The sequence below is a fragment of the Blastopirellula marina genome (assembly GCF_002967715.1).
Classification (GTDB): Bacteria; Planctomycetota; Planctomycetia; order Pirellulales; family Pirellulaceae; genus Bremerella; species Bremerella marina_B.
In genome coordinates this window covers 833,203-847,482 of the sequence record NZ_PUIA01000016.1, presented here as the reverse complement: position 1 = coordinate 847,482, position 14,280 = coordinate 833,203, and the positions used below count along the sequence as shown (strand labels likewise).

13 protein-coding genes are annotated in these 14,280 nt (G+C 56.4%); 1 reads left to right on the top strand and 12 read right to left on the bottom strand.

All coding sequences use genetic code 11. The features are described 5' to 3' along the window. Positions 1-2: 2 nt before the first annotated feature. The 12 genes from C5Y96_RS05335 to C5Y96_RS05280 form a co-directional block, all read right to left on the bottom strand. Entirely contained in the window at positions 3-1,187 is a 1,185-nt protein-coding gene (locus tag C5Y96_RS05335) for an SCO family protein (protein WP_105350628.1), read from the bottom strand. Then, a complete protein-coding gene (locus C5Y96_RS05330) occupies positions 1,184-2,041 on the bottom strand; it encodes an ABC transporter permease (protein ID WP_105350627.1) in 858 nt (285 codons plus the stop codon). Before C5Y96_RS05330 ends, C5Y96_RS05335 begins: the two co-directional genes overlap by 4 nt. Then, complete coding sequence (locus C5Y96_RS05325) at positions 2,038-2,976, bottom strand: ABC transporter ATP-binding protein (RefSeq protein WP_233198789.1); 939 nt, start codon at positions 2,974-2,976, stop codon at positions 2,038-2,040. Before C5Y96_RS05325 ends, C5Y96_RS05330 begins: the two co-directional genes overlap by 4 nt. 12 nt (positions 2,977-2,988) lie before the next feature. After that, positions 2,989-3,432 (bottom strand): cytochrome C oxidase subunit IV family protein, encoded by a 444-nt coding sequence (locus C5Y96_RS05320; protein WP_105350626.1) that lies wholly within the window; start codon positions 3,430-3,432, stop codon positions 2,989-2,991. Positions 3,433-3,444: 12 nt separating this feature from the next. Further along, on the bottom strand, positions 3,445-4,662 hold the full coding sequence (locus tag C5Y96_RS27595; protein WP_199188631.1) for a heme-copper oxidase subunit III: 1,218 nt from the start codon (positions 4,660-4,662) through the stop codon (positions 3,445-3,447). Positions 4,663-4,695: 33 nt separating this feature from the next. After that, positions 4,696-5,607 (bottom strand): heme o synthase, encoded by a 912-nt coding sequence (cyoE, locus tag C5Y96_RS05310; protein WP_105350625.1) that lies wholly within the window; start codon positions 5,605-5,607, stop codon positions 4,696-4,698. Further along, the gene (locus tag C5Y96_RS05305; protein ID WP_105350624.1) at positions 5,604-6,626 is read right to left on the bottom strand and encodes a COX15/CtaA family protein; all 1,023 of its coding nucleotides are present in this window, start codon (positions 6,624-6,626) and stop codon (positions 5,604-5,606) included. The genes cyoE and C5Y96_RS05305 overlap by 4 nt, the downstream gene beginning before the upstream one ends. A gap of 3 nt (positions 6,627-6,629) precedes the next feature. Then, entirely contained in the window at positions 6,630-8,444 is a 1,815-nt protein-coding gene (locus C5Y96_RS05300; RefSeq protein ID WP_105350622.1) for a cbb3-type cytochrome c oxidase subunit I, read from the bottom strand. A 6-nt stretch (positions 8,445-8,450) separates the two neighbouring features. Continuing rightward, on the bottom strand, positions 8,451-9,134 hold the full coding sequence (gene coxB, locus C5Y96_RS05295; protein WP_233198788.1) for a cytochrome c oxidase subunit II: 684 nt from the start codon (positions 9,132-9,134) through the stop codon (positions 8,451-8,453). A gap of 197 nt (positions 9,135-9,331) precedes the next feature. Continuing rightward, positions 9,332-10,630 (bottom strand): c-type cytochrome, encoded by a 1,299-nt coding sequence (locus tag C5Y96_RS05290; RefSeq protein WP_105350617.1) that lies wholly within the window; start codon positions 10,628-10,630, stop codon positions 9,332-9,334. 175 nt (positions 10,631-10,805) lie between these two features. Beyond that, positions 10,806-11,588, bottom strand: coding sequence for a carboxypeptidase regulatory-like domain-containing protein (locus tag C5Y96_RS05285; RefSeq protein ID WP_105350614.1), 783 nt, complete (start codon positions 11,586-11,588; stop codon positions 10,806-10,808). A gap of 26 nt (positions 11,589-11,614) precedes the next feature. Next, a complete protein-coding gene (locus C5Y96_RS05280) occupies positions 11,615-12,394 on the bottom strand; it encodes a hypothetical protein (protein ID WP_105350612.1) in 780 nt (259 codons plus the stop codon). A 534-nt stretch (positions 12,395-12,928) separates the two neighbouring features. Between C5Y96_RS05280 and purD the strand changes: the two genes are divergently transcribed. Next, positions 12,929-14,224, top strand: a complete 1,296-nt coding sequence (purD, locus tag C5Y96_RS05275) for a phosphoribosylamine--glycine ligase (RefSeq protein WP_105350610.1) — start codon at positions 12,929-12,931, stop codon at positions 14,222-14,224. Positions 14,225-14,280 lie beyond the last annotated feature (56 nt).

Below are 14,280 nucleotides of genomic sequence, written 5' to 3'. Positions count from 1 at the left end.
CGTTAATCCTTCTTCTCGGTTTCAGTTGTGGAAGCATCTTCCTTGGCTGGCGGCAGTATTTCCTCCAGCGTCTTATGCAACGACTCCATCTGATCTTTCTGGCTGGTGCGGAACGAGTCGATCACCTTGCCATCACGCCCCACCAAAAAGACGCGGTCGCTGTGATACTGTGGCTCGACCTTGATGTCGAAGAACTCGTTGCCGATCTTCTGGATGTCATCAAACTTGCCGGTGCAAAAGTACCAATTATCGGGATCGGCCTGGAAGCGTTCGCCATAGCCAGCCAAAGCGGCCGGCGTATCGTTATCGGGATCGCACGTGATGCTGACCAGCTTCAAACCGCGATCTTTGAATTCGTTTCGCAGCTTGGCCTTTTCCATATTCTGCATGATGCAGCTGCCGGGGCACGACGTGTAAAAGAAGCTACCCAGCCAGATATCCCCTTCAAGCGACTTGCTATCAAACGGCTGGTCCAGGCTGTCGGTCAACTGAAAGCTTTCCATCGTCTGCTTGCGTGGCTCTTCTTTCGCAGCGACTTCTTTCGTGGGTTCCTCTTTGGCCTCGGGCTCGTAGGGCTCGGCCAGCAGCTGCTTCAGTAATTTCTTCGCGCGGAGGAAGTCGGTGGCATCGGTGGCTCGGAAGGTCCCGCGCAGCTTTCCCTGCTTATCGATCACCATCAGGCGATCACTGTGCGTTTGCGTCTCGAAGGCAACCTGGAACGACCCTTCGGTGATCTCTTTCAGTTGATCCATATCGCCGGTCAGAAAGGTCCACACCCCAGGCTCGGCCTGAAACGACTCGGCGTATTGTCGCAGCACGGCTGGCGTGTCGTTATCGGGATCACAGGTGATGCTGACAAACTTGACGCCATCGTCGGCGAACTCTTCCTGCAAGATCGCGATCTGCTGATTTTGCATCTTGCAGATCGATGGACACATCGTGAAAAAGAAACTGGCGATCCAGACATCCCCGTCCAGAGATGCCGTATCGAACGTTTCTTCCTGGGCCGACATCAACTTGAAAGGAGCGATCTCTCGGTTCAACTCCAGCTCAGGCCCTTCGGCCGCGTGATCGTCGACCGGCATGCTGCCGCCGCCAGGAGCCCGATTGTAAGCTGCCCAGAACATGGTCAACCCCAACAGGATCAACAGTACGGCTGAAACAAAGATTCCAGTGGTGGGTTTCATATCCAATCTCCTCGCCTCGTTTTTCCTGCCGCACGACAGGCCAAGGCGAACATGACAATGGCAAAAACTATGGTAATCGTTACCCCAAGCCCCACGCTGGGCAACCAAAATTGCCCAGTCGTCTGCCCACCCAAAAAGCTTGGAGCGGTTTCCGCATGCAGAATTTGTCGAATGGCCCCCAGGGCATAGGTCACTGGATTGAGCGTCATCACCCAGCTTAACGCCCACTGCCCGAGCGAAGAGGTGTTGGTGGGAATCGGAAAGAACGCTCCCGACAACAGCCACATCGGCATCAGCAGCAAGTTCATCACCGCATGAAATCCCTGCGTCGAGTCCATCCGCCATGCCAGCCAGAACCCCAGCGACGTCAGCCCGATGCCGGCGACCACCAAGATTCCAAAGATAGAAACAAGCTGCACGGCATTCATGTGGATACCCACGAAGTAACCCAACAGCAGAAAGATCATGGCCTGGCCGACGGCGAGAATCGTTCCACCGAGAACCTTTCCCAACACCATCGACCATCGCGGTACGGGAGAGACCAGCACCGATTGCAGGAAGCCTTCGTTGCGGTCTTCGATGATCGAAATCGTGGCGAAGATCGCCGTGAACAGCACGATCAGCAGCAGCGTGCCAGGGAAGAAGTAGACGGTAAAGCTTTCGTCGGCACCTCCCTGCCCTGACGCCCGAAAGACACCGGTCAGCCCGGTACCAAACAACAGCCAGAAAATAATCGGCTGACCAATCGCCCCGATAATTCGGTTGCGCTGCCGCAAAAACCGCACGATCTCGCGGCGACAGAGCGACCACGCAGCGGCAAACGGCATAGGGGTAGCGGTAGCTTCGGAGGTCATGACTTTACCTCCTCGGTAAACTGCCGGCCGGTCATAGCGATAAACACATCTTCCAGCGAAGGCTTGGCCAGCGTGATCGCATCGACCAGGTCGCTCGCCGTTTGCATGATCATGCGAATGGTCGCGGGACCATCTTCCGTTTCCAAACGAACCAGTTCACTGACTTCCGTAGCACTCAGATTCAGCTCGTCACGCAGTTTTTCAATGAGTGCTTCGGGCTGACGCGAACGGATCGTGATCGTAGCTCCGCCGATCTTGTCCTTCAAAGCATCAGGCGTATCGAGTGCGACGAGCTGGCCTTGATCGAGGATCGCAATTCGATCGGCTTTCTCGGCTTCTTCCAATAGGTGCGAGGTAAGAATGACCGTAACGCCTTGGTCGGTACGCAGGAACTCAAGGTACCGCCACATCGCCTGCCGGGCAGCCGGATCGAGGCCTGTGCTGGGTTCATCCAGTAGCAAGACCTTCGGCGAATGCAGCATCCCCTTGGCTAGTTCGACACGACGTCGGAGACCGCCTGACAGGTCCTCGACGATGTCCTTCTTACGGTCTTCCAGTTCCAGCTTATCGAGCAGCAATGCCGTTCGTTCTTTGAGCAGCGCACCGGTGATTCCGTACAAAGCGGCCTGCTGATGGATGTTCTCCAGCACGGTCAGTTTTTTATCGAGGCTGGGCATCTGAAAGACGACCCCAATCTGCTGACGGACCTCGTGCTGATGCGTACGAACGGATCGGCTCAGGATATTGATCTCGCCATGCGACAGCGGCATTAACGTGGAAAGCAGGCGAAACAAAGTCGACTTACCACCGCCGTTAGGACCGAGAAAGACGAAGATTTCACCGGGATCGATCGACAGGGTGACCTCGTTGAGCGCTTGCCGCTTCCCATAGAAATGGGAGACGTTCTCGATCGATACGGCGCGCGGGGAGATCATTCGCAGTTCAACTTAGTGAGCGGCAGGTGCATGGTCTAACGCGGCGGCATCGTCCACCTGGACATGCGGCACCGGGGCATGCAGCCAGCGGCTCTGCGAGTACTTTTCCGTTCGCAAGCCGATATCGGGAATCAGCATACAAGCCAGGAAGATAGCCATCATGCCAGCCGGAACAGTCAGCACCCATTTCCAATTGGCTTCCCACAAAAGGTGCATGAAGAACAGCATCACCAGCAGGGCCTTGCCGCACGAAACGGCCATCATGAAGGCCATGCTCACATGAGGCGGAATGGCCGTACGCCACCAATCGAAATACGTTAGAAACGAGCACGTCGTCAGCAGGCACAGCGCCACGAAGACCACCCAGTACTTCAAGTTCCCGGTGGTGGCGTGCAGCTCTTCATCGTTATGCAAATGCTGGTCGTGCGCCGGCGGATGGGTGTTCGGATCGCTCACGGATTCACTTCTTTAAAACAGGTACAACAGCGGAAAGAGGAAAATCCACACCAGGTCGACGAAGTGCCAATACAAGCCTGCGTTTTCCAGGTAATGCGACTTGCTGATATCCAGCGTGCTGAACAGGACCAAGGCGAAAATGATCAAACCCACCACCACGTGCAGGGCATGAAAACCGGTCAGCAGAAAATAGGTGCTGGCCCACATGTTGCCGCTCGGTAACACGAAGGGAAGCTTCATCCATTCCATTTCATGCCCAATACCATGGTTCAGCAGATGGGCATCGTCGGCAAGCAGCAGATCGAGAAACGCAATCCGCTCGCGCATCGGCTTGGCATCTTGTTCCAGTTTGGCGATCTCTTGCATCAAACCACCCAGTTCGACACGCATCTCGCGCAGCTGGTCCTCGGGGGGTGCTTCTTCTCCATCCGCCGGCGGCTTGAGCTTTTCCGATATCTCGGTCTTGCGGGCATCCTTGGCCTTCAAGTCTTCTTCGACCTTGGCCAATGGGCCTGCGATGGATGCTTTTTCGTTACGCATCCGCGTGGCCTGATAGTCGGACACTTCGTGATGCTGCACGGCATAAGCCAGCGATTCAAGAATGGCATGGGCCTCGATTGGATTGTCGGTTTGCGTGGCCGTTCGCGCGGCATGAGCGACACCGCCGGTCAGCATCGTATCGATGAAGTCCACACGAGTAACCCCTTCGAGAACTTCTTCGCTCTTCTGCTCGTCGGAGAGGCCTGACTTGAGGTTCTCGAGCCGCACTTTAAGTGCGGATACGTAGTAGACGTCTGGTTGATCGTAAAGCCGGCGGTTTTCTTTGGTCGGAAAAATCCCGTGGGCGAACTTCTCTTTGTATTCGTACGCCTTGACGCCCAAAAAGACACAGCCAAGCACGAACGTCACCAGCAGCCACTTCTTGGCTGCGCCGCTTTGATTCTTGCGAGCGGCTTCCAGGCTGAGCACAATCGACAAGCTACTGCAGATCAGCACAAACGTGTTGAACGCGCCGATCGGCTCGCTCAGGTACACGTCGTGCTGTGTCGGCCAGGAACCGGTCGGGGCACCAAATCGCAGCACCACGTACGCGCCGATCAGGCCGGCGAAGAACATGATTTCTGTCGACAAAAACAGCCACAGACAAAGCTTGCCAAGCGACAGCGGCAACGCCGGGTGGTATTCCAGCTGAATGTGACCGTGATGATCTTCAGGTTGAGAATCGGACATGCGGGGTCAGTCTATCTGAGGTTCTTTTTTCCGTTAGACGCTGCTGGGCAAAATCACCAGCAATGCCAGTTGGCAGGGCAAATAGATCAACGAGGCAAACAACAACTGCCGAGCCGTCTTGTCGTCGCGCGAGGTGAAAAAACGCCACGAGGCGACCAACATAAAGACGCCCCCCAGCAGCGAAAGCAGCATGTAGAAAACGTTGGGCGTCGCGATCTGACCGATACCAGGCACCACGCTAACCAGCAGCAAGGCCATCGCACCGGAGACGGCCTGAATACCGGCCTTCGTGCCGCTGCCGTCGACAACGGACCACATCTTCATGCCCCCTTGGGCGTAATCTTCGCGATACAGCCAGGCAATGGCCATAAAATGCGGGAACTGCCAGAAGAACAGAATCGCAAACAGGGCAACCGCTCTCAGGTCGAGCACCGGGTTCACGGCCAGCCAACCCATCAGCATCGGCAACGCCCCGGCAATAGCGCCCACCGTGGTGTTCCACGGCGTCACCTGCTTCATCGGCGTGTAAATGAACACGTACAAAATCCAAGTCAGCGCCCCGATCAGGGCCGGCATGACACCCACCGTTGCCAGCAAGTAAGAGATACCCACCGAACCGAGCAAGGTGCCAAACAAGGCACTCGCGTAACGCGACAAACGACCACTGGGAATCGGACGCTGGGCGGTGCGATTCATGCGTCGATCGGCATGCACTTCCAGGCATTGATTCCAAACGCAGCTACTGGCCGCCACCAAGGCCGTTCCCACGATTACATGAATCAACCGCGCGACGTCGGGCTGGCCGTTGCTGGCACAGTAGGCGGCAATCGCCACGCATACCAACAACAGTACGGCGATCTTGGGCTTGGTCAGCTCCAGATAGTCGCTCATTTGCTGCTTTACGCGGGCCTTACGATCGGTCAACGTGGCAGGACCACTACTCATGCCATCACCTCTTTGCCCGGGTTTCGGGTGTGCTTGGCGGGGGAGGAATTCGCTTGTGAGGAAGCGATGGAATAACACCGCAGACAATAGGCGACCAGCATCACGCTACACGCCAGAATTAACGATCCAACCGCGACGTGCCCCGTCACGATCATCGACTGCAACGCACTTTCCCACTGCACGACAAAGCTACCGAAGTAGGCCCCGCCTGGCAGGAAGGTCGGCCAGCCGTATTTGACGGTATAGGCGGCGATGCCGAGCACGATCTGCCCAACAATCAGCAGCACTGCGAAAGTCGAAGTGAAACGAATGCTGCGCTGTCCCTGTGAATCTCGCCAGGCGGTAAAGCAAATCGCAATCGCACTGACCACCACCAAAAACGCCGTGATCACATGAAACAACAGCGCCGCACGAAACGCACCGTGAGTCATTGAAAGAGGGACATGTCGAATCAGCGAACCGAGCACGATCTGCAGAAACGCCACGACCATAAAGCCGATAGAAAGCCGCAAGTAGCTTCCGCTCCGCGACGAATCGAGCGGGGACATCAACCGTAGCCGCTTCGAGGTGAAGCATTCCAGATAAACCAGGAAGCCAAAAAACAGCGGCCCCACGCAGCCATGCACGCGAGCAATGGTGGTTTTATCCCATACCACGCGCAGTCCACCGAGTACGCCTTGCGAAAGGACCAACACCAGGGCAATCACCCCCAGCCAGATCAGCGACTTGTCTTTTCGCCAGATGGCCAGCACCAAAAAGGCAATGCACAGCATGCCAACCGTCGAAGCCAACAACCGGTGACCATGTTCCAGAAACAGGTCATACGGCCCGAATACCCACGTCTGCCACGGATACAAAAACATGTTGTATCCATAGGTCGACGGCCAATCCGGCACGGCCATGCCGCTTTTGGTCGTGGTTACCAGACCACCGATCCAGATCAGTGGAAAGGTCGCACAGACCAACAGCATCGCCAGGCGATGTGGCCAAGGGGACTCGGATTGAACAGGAGTGGGCATAAGTTAGTGATTCACCATCGTCGCAGGCTCGTCCGTATCGCCGCGTTGGTTTGGTGGTTGGGTTTGTGGGTAGTAGTCTTCATCCACTTCCGGCGAGTTGTACTCGTACGGGCCGCGGTAGACGATCGGCTGGAAGTCGAAGTTGCCATGGCCAGGAGGACTCGGTGCTTGCCATTCCAGGCCGTTGGCATGCCAAGGATTTCGGCCTGCTTTGGGGCCGAAGAAGATGCTGTAGAAGAAGTTCACGATGAAGAAGATCTGACAAGCAACCATCAAGATGGCACAGATCGTCATGAACTGGTTCATCGGCAGCAAGTGCCGGAAGGTCTCGTAGTGGTACGGATCGGCCAGACGCCGTGGGAACCCGACCGCTCCCAGAATGTGCATCGTAAAGAACGTGCCGTTCATAAACAGGAACGTCAGCAGGAAGTGAACTTTCCCCAGCGGTTCGTTCATCATCCGGCCGAACATCTTCGGGAACCAGAAGTAAATCGCCCCGAACACGGCCATTGCCGTGCCACCGAACAGCACGTAATGGAAGTGAGCGACGATGAAGTAGGTGTCGTGGATGAAAATATCAACCGGCGTGGCGGCCATGAAGATGCCTGATAAACCACCGATGACGAACATCAATACAAATGACAACGCGAACAGCATTGGCGTGGTGAACTGGATCTTGCCGCCGTAGATGGTGCCGAGCCAGTTGAACGTCTTCACGGCGCTCGGCAACGCGATCATCATCGTGGCGACCATAAAGGTCATGCCCAGTCCGGGGTTCATGCCAGAGACAAACATATGATGTCCCCAGACAATAAAGCCCAGGCCGGCAATCCCGCAAATCGCGTACACCATCGGTTTGTAACCAAACAATGGTTTGCGAGCAAAACAAGCCAGGATATCCGAGACCATACCCATCGCCGGCAGAATCATGATGTACACCGCCGGGTGCGAGTAAAACCAGAACAAGTGCTGCCACAACAGCGGCTGACCACCACCGGCGGCCATTTCCGAGTTGTTCACGATCAGCCCTTCCGGCACAAAGAAGCCGGTTCCGAACATACGATCGGCCAGTTGCATGAAGCCAGCGGCCGTCAGCACCGGCAGAGCGAATGCCTGAAGCAGGGCCGTGATGAACATGCCCCAGATCGTCATCGGCAGACGCATCATCGTCATGCCAGGAGCACGCATCTGAATGATGGTCGTCATGTAATTGACCGAGCCCATCATCGAACTGATACCCACGCACGTGAGCGCGATCAGCCACATCGTCTGGGCGAGCCCGCTACCGGGTGCCGCTTCGCTAATCGATGACAGAGGCGGGTAACTCGTCCAACCACTGGAAGCCCCGTTGCCGGCTACGAAAAAGCTCCCCCCAAAGAACAAGAACGCTGGCCACATCACCCAGTAGCTCAGCATGTTGAGCGTGGGGAAGGCCATATCGTCCGCACCGATCATCAGCGGAATCAGGTAATTGCCAAACGCACCGGCCAAAATCGGGATGATCACCAGGAACGTCATCACCGTGGCATGCATGGTGAAGAGCATCGTGTAGAACTCTGGCGAAATCTGTCCCCCTTCCGCCGAAAAGAGCATCGGCCCGATCACCGGCATATCGCTCCAAGGCCAGGCCAATTGCCAGCGAATACCAATCGCCAGCAGGCCGCCGATCAGGAACCACAGCAAAGTGGAAAACAGGAACTGCAGCCCGATCACTTTATGATCGCGCGAGAAAACATACGTGGTAATGAACTCGCCAACGCCGAATTCGTTTGATGTGTGGGCGTGAGTCGCTTGCCCATCCGCGGTGATGCTGCTCATCGTTTCTTACTCTGCCTCAGCCAGCGAATACTCGGACAATTCTTGTTCGTCATAGGCCTTCTGGAGCCACGCGCGGAAGTCGCTTGCCGACTCGACGGTGATTCGGCCTTTCATCTTGTAGTGTCCCCAGCCGCACAGTTCAGCACAAACGATGTCGTACTTCCCGTCCTTCACCGGCTTGAACCATAGGAACTGCTTCATACCAGGGACCACGTCCTGCTTCTCTCGGAAGTTCGGCAGGAAGAAGCTATGCAGCACGTCTTCGCTGGTGATCTCAAGCACCACTTCTTCGTCGCGAGGAACGTGCAGGTCATTCGTCGTATAAAGATCGTCTGGCGTATCGAACTGCTTGTCGTCGCCAGGATATTGAATCTTCCATTCAAATTGACGACCGATAACCCGTGCCATCGCCGGCTTCGGTTGGCCGTTCTCGAGCATGGGCCGTCGCATGCGTGCCCCGGCCCAGGCATCCATCTGGTAGATCGCCAAAAACAAAATCACCACGGCCGGAATCACCGACCAGATGATTTCCAGCAGGTGACTTCCATGCGAGTACCACACAGGCCCATCGTTCTTCTTCTCGTCGTATTTCCATAGGAACCAGAACATGGCCAGGCCGGTGCCGATAAAGACCAGGCCGGTCATCCACAGAATCACGTAGAACAAGTGATCGATGCTATTATCCGCCACGACCAATTCAGGAAACCAATGGCCTTCCAACGGATACAACCCCATGGCCGACCATACAAATATGGCGACCCCCAGGATTGGGACGCTAAGAAAAAGCAGACTCCAGAATCTTCCCACCAGGGACTCTCCTACTTCCAGCCTTGGCTGTTTTATTCAACAGGCAAACCAGGTTGCCTGGCTGTGTATCACGGTATGAACTAATTGCGGACGCGAACGTTTTCTTGCTCGTGCTCAGGAGGTTTACTCAAGGTGTCGTACGGCAAGCCTTTGCGGACATAGTCGACGACATGCCAGATCTCTTCCTCGGAAAGCTGCTGGGCCGCCGGCATCTTGGCCCCTTCAATTCCGTTGCGAATCCGCCAGTACACATCGACCGGACGACGACCACCCCGGAAATTACCCATCCGCAAGTTGCGCGGATCAAGCTTTCGCGGCGGCAAAGCGCCCAAGGCCAAAAACTCTTCCAAATGCTCAGGAGCTTTCGGATCGAAATATTCTTCCGTCCAGTCGTCGTAGAACATCTCAGCCGTTTGACCATCCCCCAGGCCCGATTGACCGTGGCAGGTCGCACAGCCACCTTTGTTGAAGAACAAATCTCGCCCGGCAGCTATCGATGCCGCAAGTTCCGACTCAGGCTTCTCAGGGACTTCGGTCACGTTGTCGATGGCGAATGCCCACCCTTCGACGATCGGCTCAAGAAACTCTTCCAGCACTACTTCCGGATCGGTCAGTTCCTGGATCGCCCCTTCCAGATCTTCTTTCTCTTCCTGAAGATCTTCCGGCGAGAGACTGGCGACGTATTCCTGTTCTTCCTTGCTGCGCTTCTCGGCCGGCTTCACCACCGCCGTATCGAGGTCGGAAAACTCCAGCAGCATGTTCCGCTCGAGTTCACCTCGCAGGGAAAGGTATTTCACGTACTGCACGAGAGCTTCGACCTCGTCTTCCGGCAGCAGGGCAAAGCTCGGCATCGCCGTGCCTGGCACGCCGTTGACCAGCACGCGTTTCAGATCGTCGTGTGTCGGTGGCGAGCCGGTCTTGGTCGACTTCCACTTGTACTTGCCGCTCAGGAAGTTGCGTGGATAAGGATTCAGAAACGCGGCCGTGGGGCCAGCGCCGTTACCGGTGATCCCATGACAATGGACGCAGTGCTGACGGTAGAGACCGCGCGGGCTGCCATCTTCATCGCTGCCGTAGGGGCCAGCGGCCATTTTCAGATGTTCGAGGTCCATCACCTCTTCAATATCGGCGACGTCCGGGACTTTGGGATCGTCAGGCGTGCCGAACGTTTCGTCAAGGATCTTGGCGATCGGATCGATCTGATACGTTTCATCCAAGTTCGCACCCAGCGAAACCTCGGACTTGTGCATCGCGATCCGGTTCAACTCGAATTGGGCTGGCTCCGAAGAGCATCCGACGATTGCCCCAACCAGAGCGGCCAAGACCAGGCCTCCCGCCCAGTGTCGCCCGCCAAACTCAGGGGCCTGGCTGATTCGCATTGTGTGTTCCAGTTTGCCGACACCTACATGGGTGACGGTCTGCTGCCTACGGAAACGATATTGGAAAACGGTCTCTTCCCGCCTTCTCCCAACATGGAGAACCGATCGCTCGGTCCCAAAATAAACAAGCGCGGGTCCGTGAAGACGCCACGCTCAAAGTGGATTTGGTTTGGCGTTATTTTAGCAAGTTGGCATCGATCATGATGTCTCCCAGGTCGTTCTGCCCTGGTTTGACCTCGATTTCGATAACCCCCTTGCGGTCTTTGACGACCTTGCCACCCAGGTTCATCTCTTTGATGTTCCCTGGTTTTTCATGCCAGACTTGGAACTTGTGGGTTCCCACTGGCAGATTCTCGATCGTGAATTTGCCGTCGTCGCCAGAGACCGCCATGTAAGGGGATTCTCGAATGACGATCTTGGCCGCCATCCAAGGGTGAATCGCACAACTGGCGTTCATTGGATAGCGTTCTTCGGCTTGGAATACGTGGGGCTGCATGCCGTTAATGGGAACCAGGAAATTGATCCCTGGATTCGCAAAGCCTTCCACTTTGAAATTGTGTGGAATGGGATCAGCATTGACAAACTGAACCGTTTGCCCTGGCTGGACCATCGCGACATGCGGTTCGTATAGACAGCCTCGGTTGGCTACCTGAACCGGCAGCTTCCGCAGCGGAGCGTACATGGGGTGCGGTACCGGGGCTTGCTGACCACGATCCAAGTACAGCCAAAGAGCGACGTCTTGCAGCTCACCCTTCGGACCAACACGCAGTTGCGGATTGGCCAGGGGACCAGCACAAACGACAGCCACCGCAGGCGGCATCGCAAACGGTGCCGGAAGAGCCACGGCCCCCTTAACGACAAAACGGCCCGTGACTGTTCCCCACTGCTGCGCAAACAAATCCTGGGCAAAGATGCCCAGGACCGTCAATGTCAAAATTACAGCAATGGATCGTCGCATCGGATTGGTTCCGAGAAGGTTTCAGCTTACTTCAGGTCGCCGGCGTCGATGGCGATATCACCCAGGTCGTTGTCGCCTGCTTTGACGGTGATTTCCAGCAGACCCTTACGATCTTTGACCTTCTTACCACCAATGGTCATTTCCTTGATGGTACCGGGAACTTCGTGCCAGACTTGCAGCTTGTGCTCGCCGACCGGCAGGTTCTTGATCTCAAACGAACCATCTTCGCCGGTCACGGCCATGTAAGGCAGTTCGCGAACGACGATCTTGGCCGACATCCAAGGGTGGATCGAGCAGCTGGCGTTCATCGGGTAACGTTCTTCGCTGTCGAACTTGTGTTCGAAGACGCCGCCAACGGGAACCAGGTTGTTCATGCCAGCGTTGGCGAAACCTTCCACCTTGAAGTTGTGCGGAATGGGGTCCGAGTTCGTGAACTCGACCGGCTGACCAACCACGACCATTGCGACGTGGGGGTCGTACAAACAGGCCTTGTTATCTACCACAACGGGTGCTTTCGCGGCAGCGGCGTAGTCAGGGTGAACGGGCGGGGCCTTGTCGCCACGATCCAGGTACAACCACAGAGCCACGTTTTGCAGGCCGTTCTTTTCGCCAACCAGGATCGACGGATCTGGCAGTTTAGGACCGCAGAATTCGGCGTCCTTGGTTACTTCCATCGCCGGCAAAGCAGCAACGTCGCCAGAGACCACGAAACGTCCTTTGACCGTGCCCCATTCCTGAGCGACGGCACTTTGTGCACAAATGCCGACAACAGCCAGCAGCATCAATCCAAGTTGTGTCAATTTCATAAGTTACTCCTTAGTTGGACTCTTCTCTGGAGGTGGAAGGTTAATTAGCGGCCACGAGATGCGAGAAAGTCCAACGCCCGGGGGGACGTATCGCTGCATCTCACATTATATGTATTCATGTTTCTCGTGCCCGAGTTTTCTGTCGCACCCGAATGAGGGGAGCGCATTCCGTTTAATTTACGGCAGTTACAGCGCCAGTTCCACCCCCTTGGAGATGGTTTCAGACGACTGCAAAAGTTCACAAAAACAGGGAGATCTGCTAACAGCAGAGGGAGGCAGGCTGCGGAAAAAGCGGTCAGGCAGGATGCTTTTGCATATTGCCTGTTTTACCAGACCTTAATCCGGAAACAAGCACGATGATCTAACACTTACCGTCACTTTTTGCCGGAACCTGCCCCCAATTTTGACAATTACGTCTGATTTCGCCCAAGATGACCGATTTGCCCTAGGTGGTGAGCGACAAGGCGTAAATTTGCTACACTGCGAGATTGCTTACCCCGGTTGTTTTAGCGCCTTCACAGCGGCAACGATGCTATGAACGTATTGGTCCTCGGTTCTGGCGGACGCGAACACGCGTTGGCCTGGAAGTTGTCACAAAGCTCACGCGTCCGAAATGTGTTTGTTGCCCCTGGCAACGCCGGCACCCAGATCGACGCCGAGAACGTCCCCATCGCGGAAACCGATTTCGCCGCCCTCGCTGCGTTTGCCAAGCGCAACGAAGTCGGCCTGACCATCGTTGGCCCTGAAGCACCGCTGGTTGCCGGCGCGGTCGACTACTTCCGCGAGCAAGGCCTGAAGATCTTCGGCCCCAACAAAGCCGCCGCCCAGCTCGAAGGAAGCAAGTCGTTCTGCAAGCAAACCCTCCGCAGCGCCGACGTCCCCACCGCCGACTACCGCGTCTTTCGCGAAGCCGACGCAGCCGCTCGCTACATCAAAGACCGCTTCCCACACGAGGGGGAAGACGTCAACGTGGTGATCAAGGCCGACGGCCTGGCCGCTGGCAAAGGGGTAACCGTTTGCGATACGGCCGAAGAAGCCCTAGAAGCGATCGATCAAATCGGCCGTCAGCGCGTGTTTGGCGATGCCGGCGCCCAGATCATCATCGAAGAACGTCTCGATGGCGAAGAAGCCAGCGTTCTGGCCATCACCGACGGTAAAACCATCCTCACGCTGCCACCAGCCCAAGACCACAAGCCTGCCTACGACGACGACCAAGGCCCCAACACCGGCGGCATGGGGGCCTACTCCCCTACCCCGCTGGTCACACCGCAAGTCATGGCCATGGTCGAAGAAAAGGTTCTGGTGCCGACCGTCCATGCGATGAAGCGTGCTCGGAATCCTTTCCAAGGGGTGCTTTATGCCGGCCTGATGATGACCAACCAAGGTCCCAAGGTCCTGGAATACAACGTTCGCTTCGGCGACCCCGAATGCCAGCCGATTCTGATGCGGTTGAAGTCCGACCTGGTCGACATCCTGGAGGCGTGTGCCGTTGGCGATCTCGAATCGATCGACCCGCCCGAGTGGGACACACGTCCTGCGGTATGCGTCGTGATGGCCTCGGAAGGGTACCCAGGTAGCTACGAAAAGGGGAAACCGATTCGCGGCCTGGAAGATGCCGCCAAGCTGGAAGACGTGAAGGTCTTCCATGCCGGCAACACGATGAAGGGGGACCAGGTCGTCACCAACGGCGGCCGCGTGCTGGGCGTCACTGCGATCGGCGACACCATCTCAGCCGCCAAGCTGAAGGCCTACACCGCCGTTAAATGCATTCGCTGGGACGGTGCCTGGTGCCGCAAAGACATTTCCGACAAGGCCCTGCGTCACTCGTAAGCGAGCAAGTCCTTTTCAGCGATCAAAAGAAAAAGGGGGGCGTATCACATGCGTCC

Excerpts from the sequence above, each read along its gene's own strand:
- C5Y96_RS05300 (WP_105350622.1), bottom strand. The coding sequence starts at position 8,444 with ATGAGCAGCATCACCGCGGATGGGCAAGCGACTCACGCCCACACATCA.
- C5Y96_RS05290 (WP_105350617.1), bottom strand. The coding sequence starts at position 10,630 with ATGCGAATCAGCCAGGCCCCTGAGTTTGGCGGGCGACACTGGGCGGGA.
- C5Y96_RS05280 (WP_105350612.1), bottom strand. The coding sequence starts at position 12,394 with ATGAAATTGACACAACTTGGATTGATGCTGCTGGCTGTTGTCGGCATT.
- C5Y96_RS05305 (WP_105350624.1), bottom strand. The coding sequence starts at position 6,626 with ATGCCCACTCCTGTTCAATCCGAGTCCCCTTGGCCACATCGCCTGGCG.
- C5Y96_RS05335 (WP_105350628.1), bottom strand. The coding sequence starts at position 1,187 with ATGAAACCCACCACTGGAATCTTTGTTTCAGCCGTACTGTTGATCCTG.
- C5Y96_RS05330 (WP_105350627.1), bottom strand. The coding sequence starts at position 2,041 with ATGACCTCCGAAGCTACCGCTACCCCTATGCCGTTTGCCGCTGCGTGG.
- C5Y96_RS05325 (WP_233198789.1), bottom strand. The coding sequence starts at position 2,976 with ATGATCTCCCCGCGCGCCGTATCGATCGAGAACGTCTCCCATTTCTAT.
- C5Y96_RS05285 (WP_105350614.1), bottom strand. The coding sequence starts at position 11,588 with ATGCGACGATCCATTGCTGTAATTTTGACATTGACGGTCCTGGGCATC.
- cyoE (WP_105350625.1), bottom strand. The coding sequence starts at position 5,607 with ATGAGTAGTGGTCCTGCCACGTTGACCGATCGTAAGGCCCGCGTAAAG.
- purD (WP_105350610.1), top strand. The coding sequence starts at position 12,929 with ATGAACGTATTGGTCCTCGGTTCTGGCGGACGCGAACACGCGTTGGCC.
- C5Y96_RS27595 (WP_199188631.1), bottom strand. The coding sequence starts at position 4,662 with ATGTCCGATTCTCAACCTGAAGATCATCACGGTCACATTCAGCTGGAA.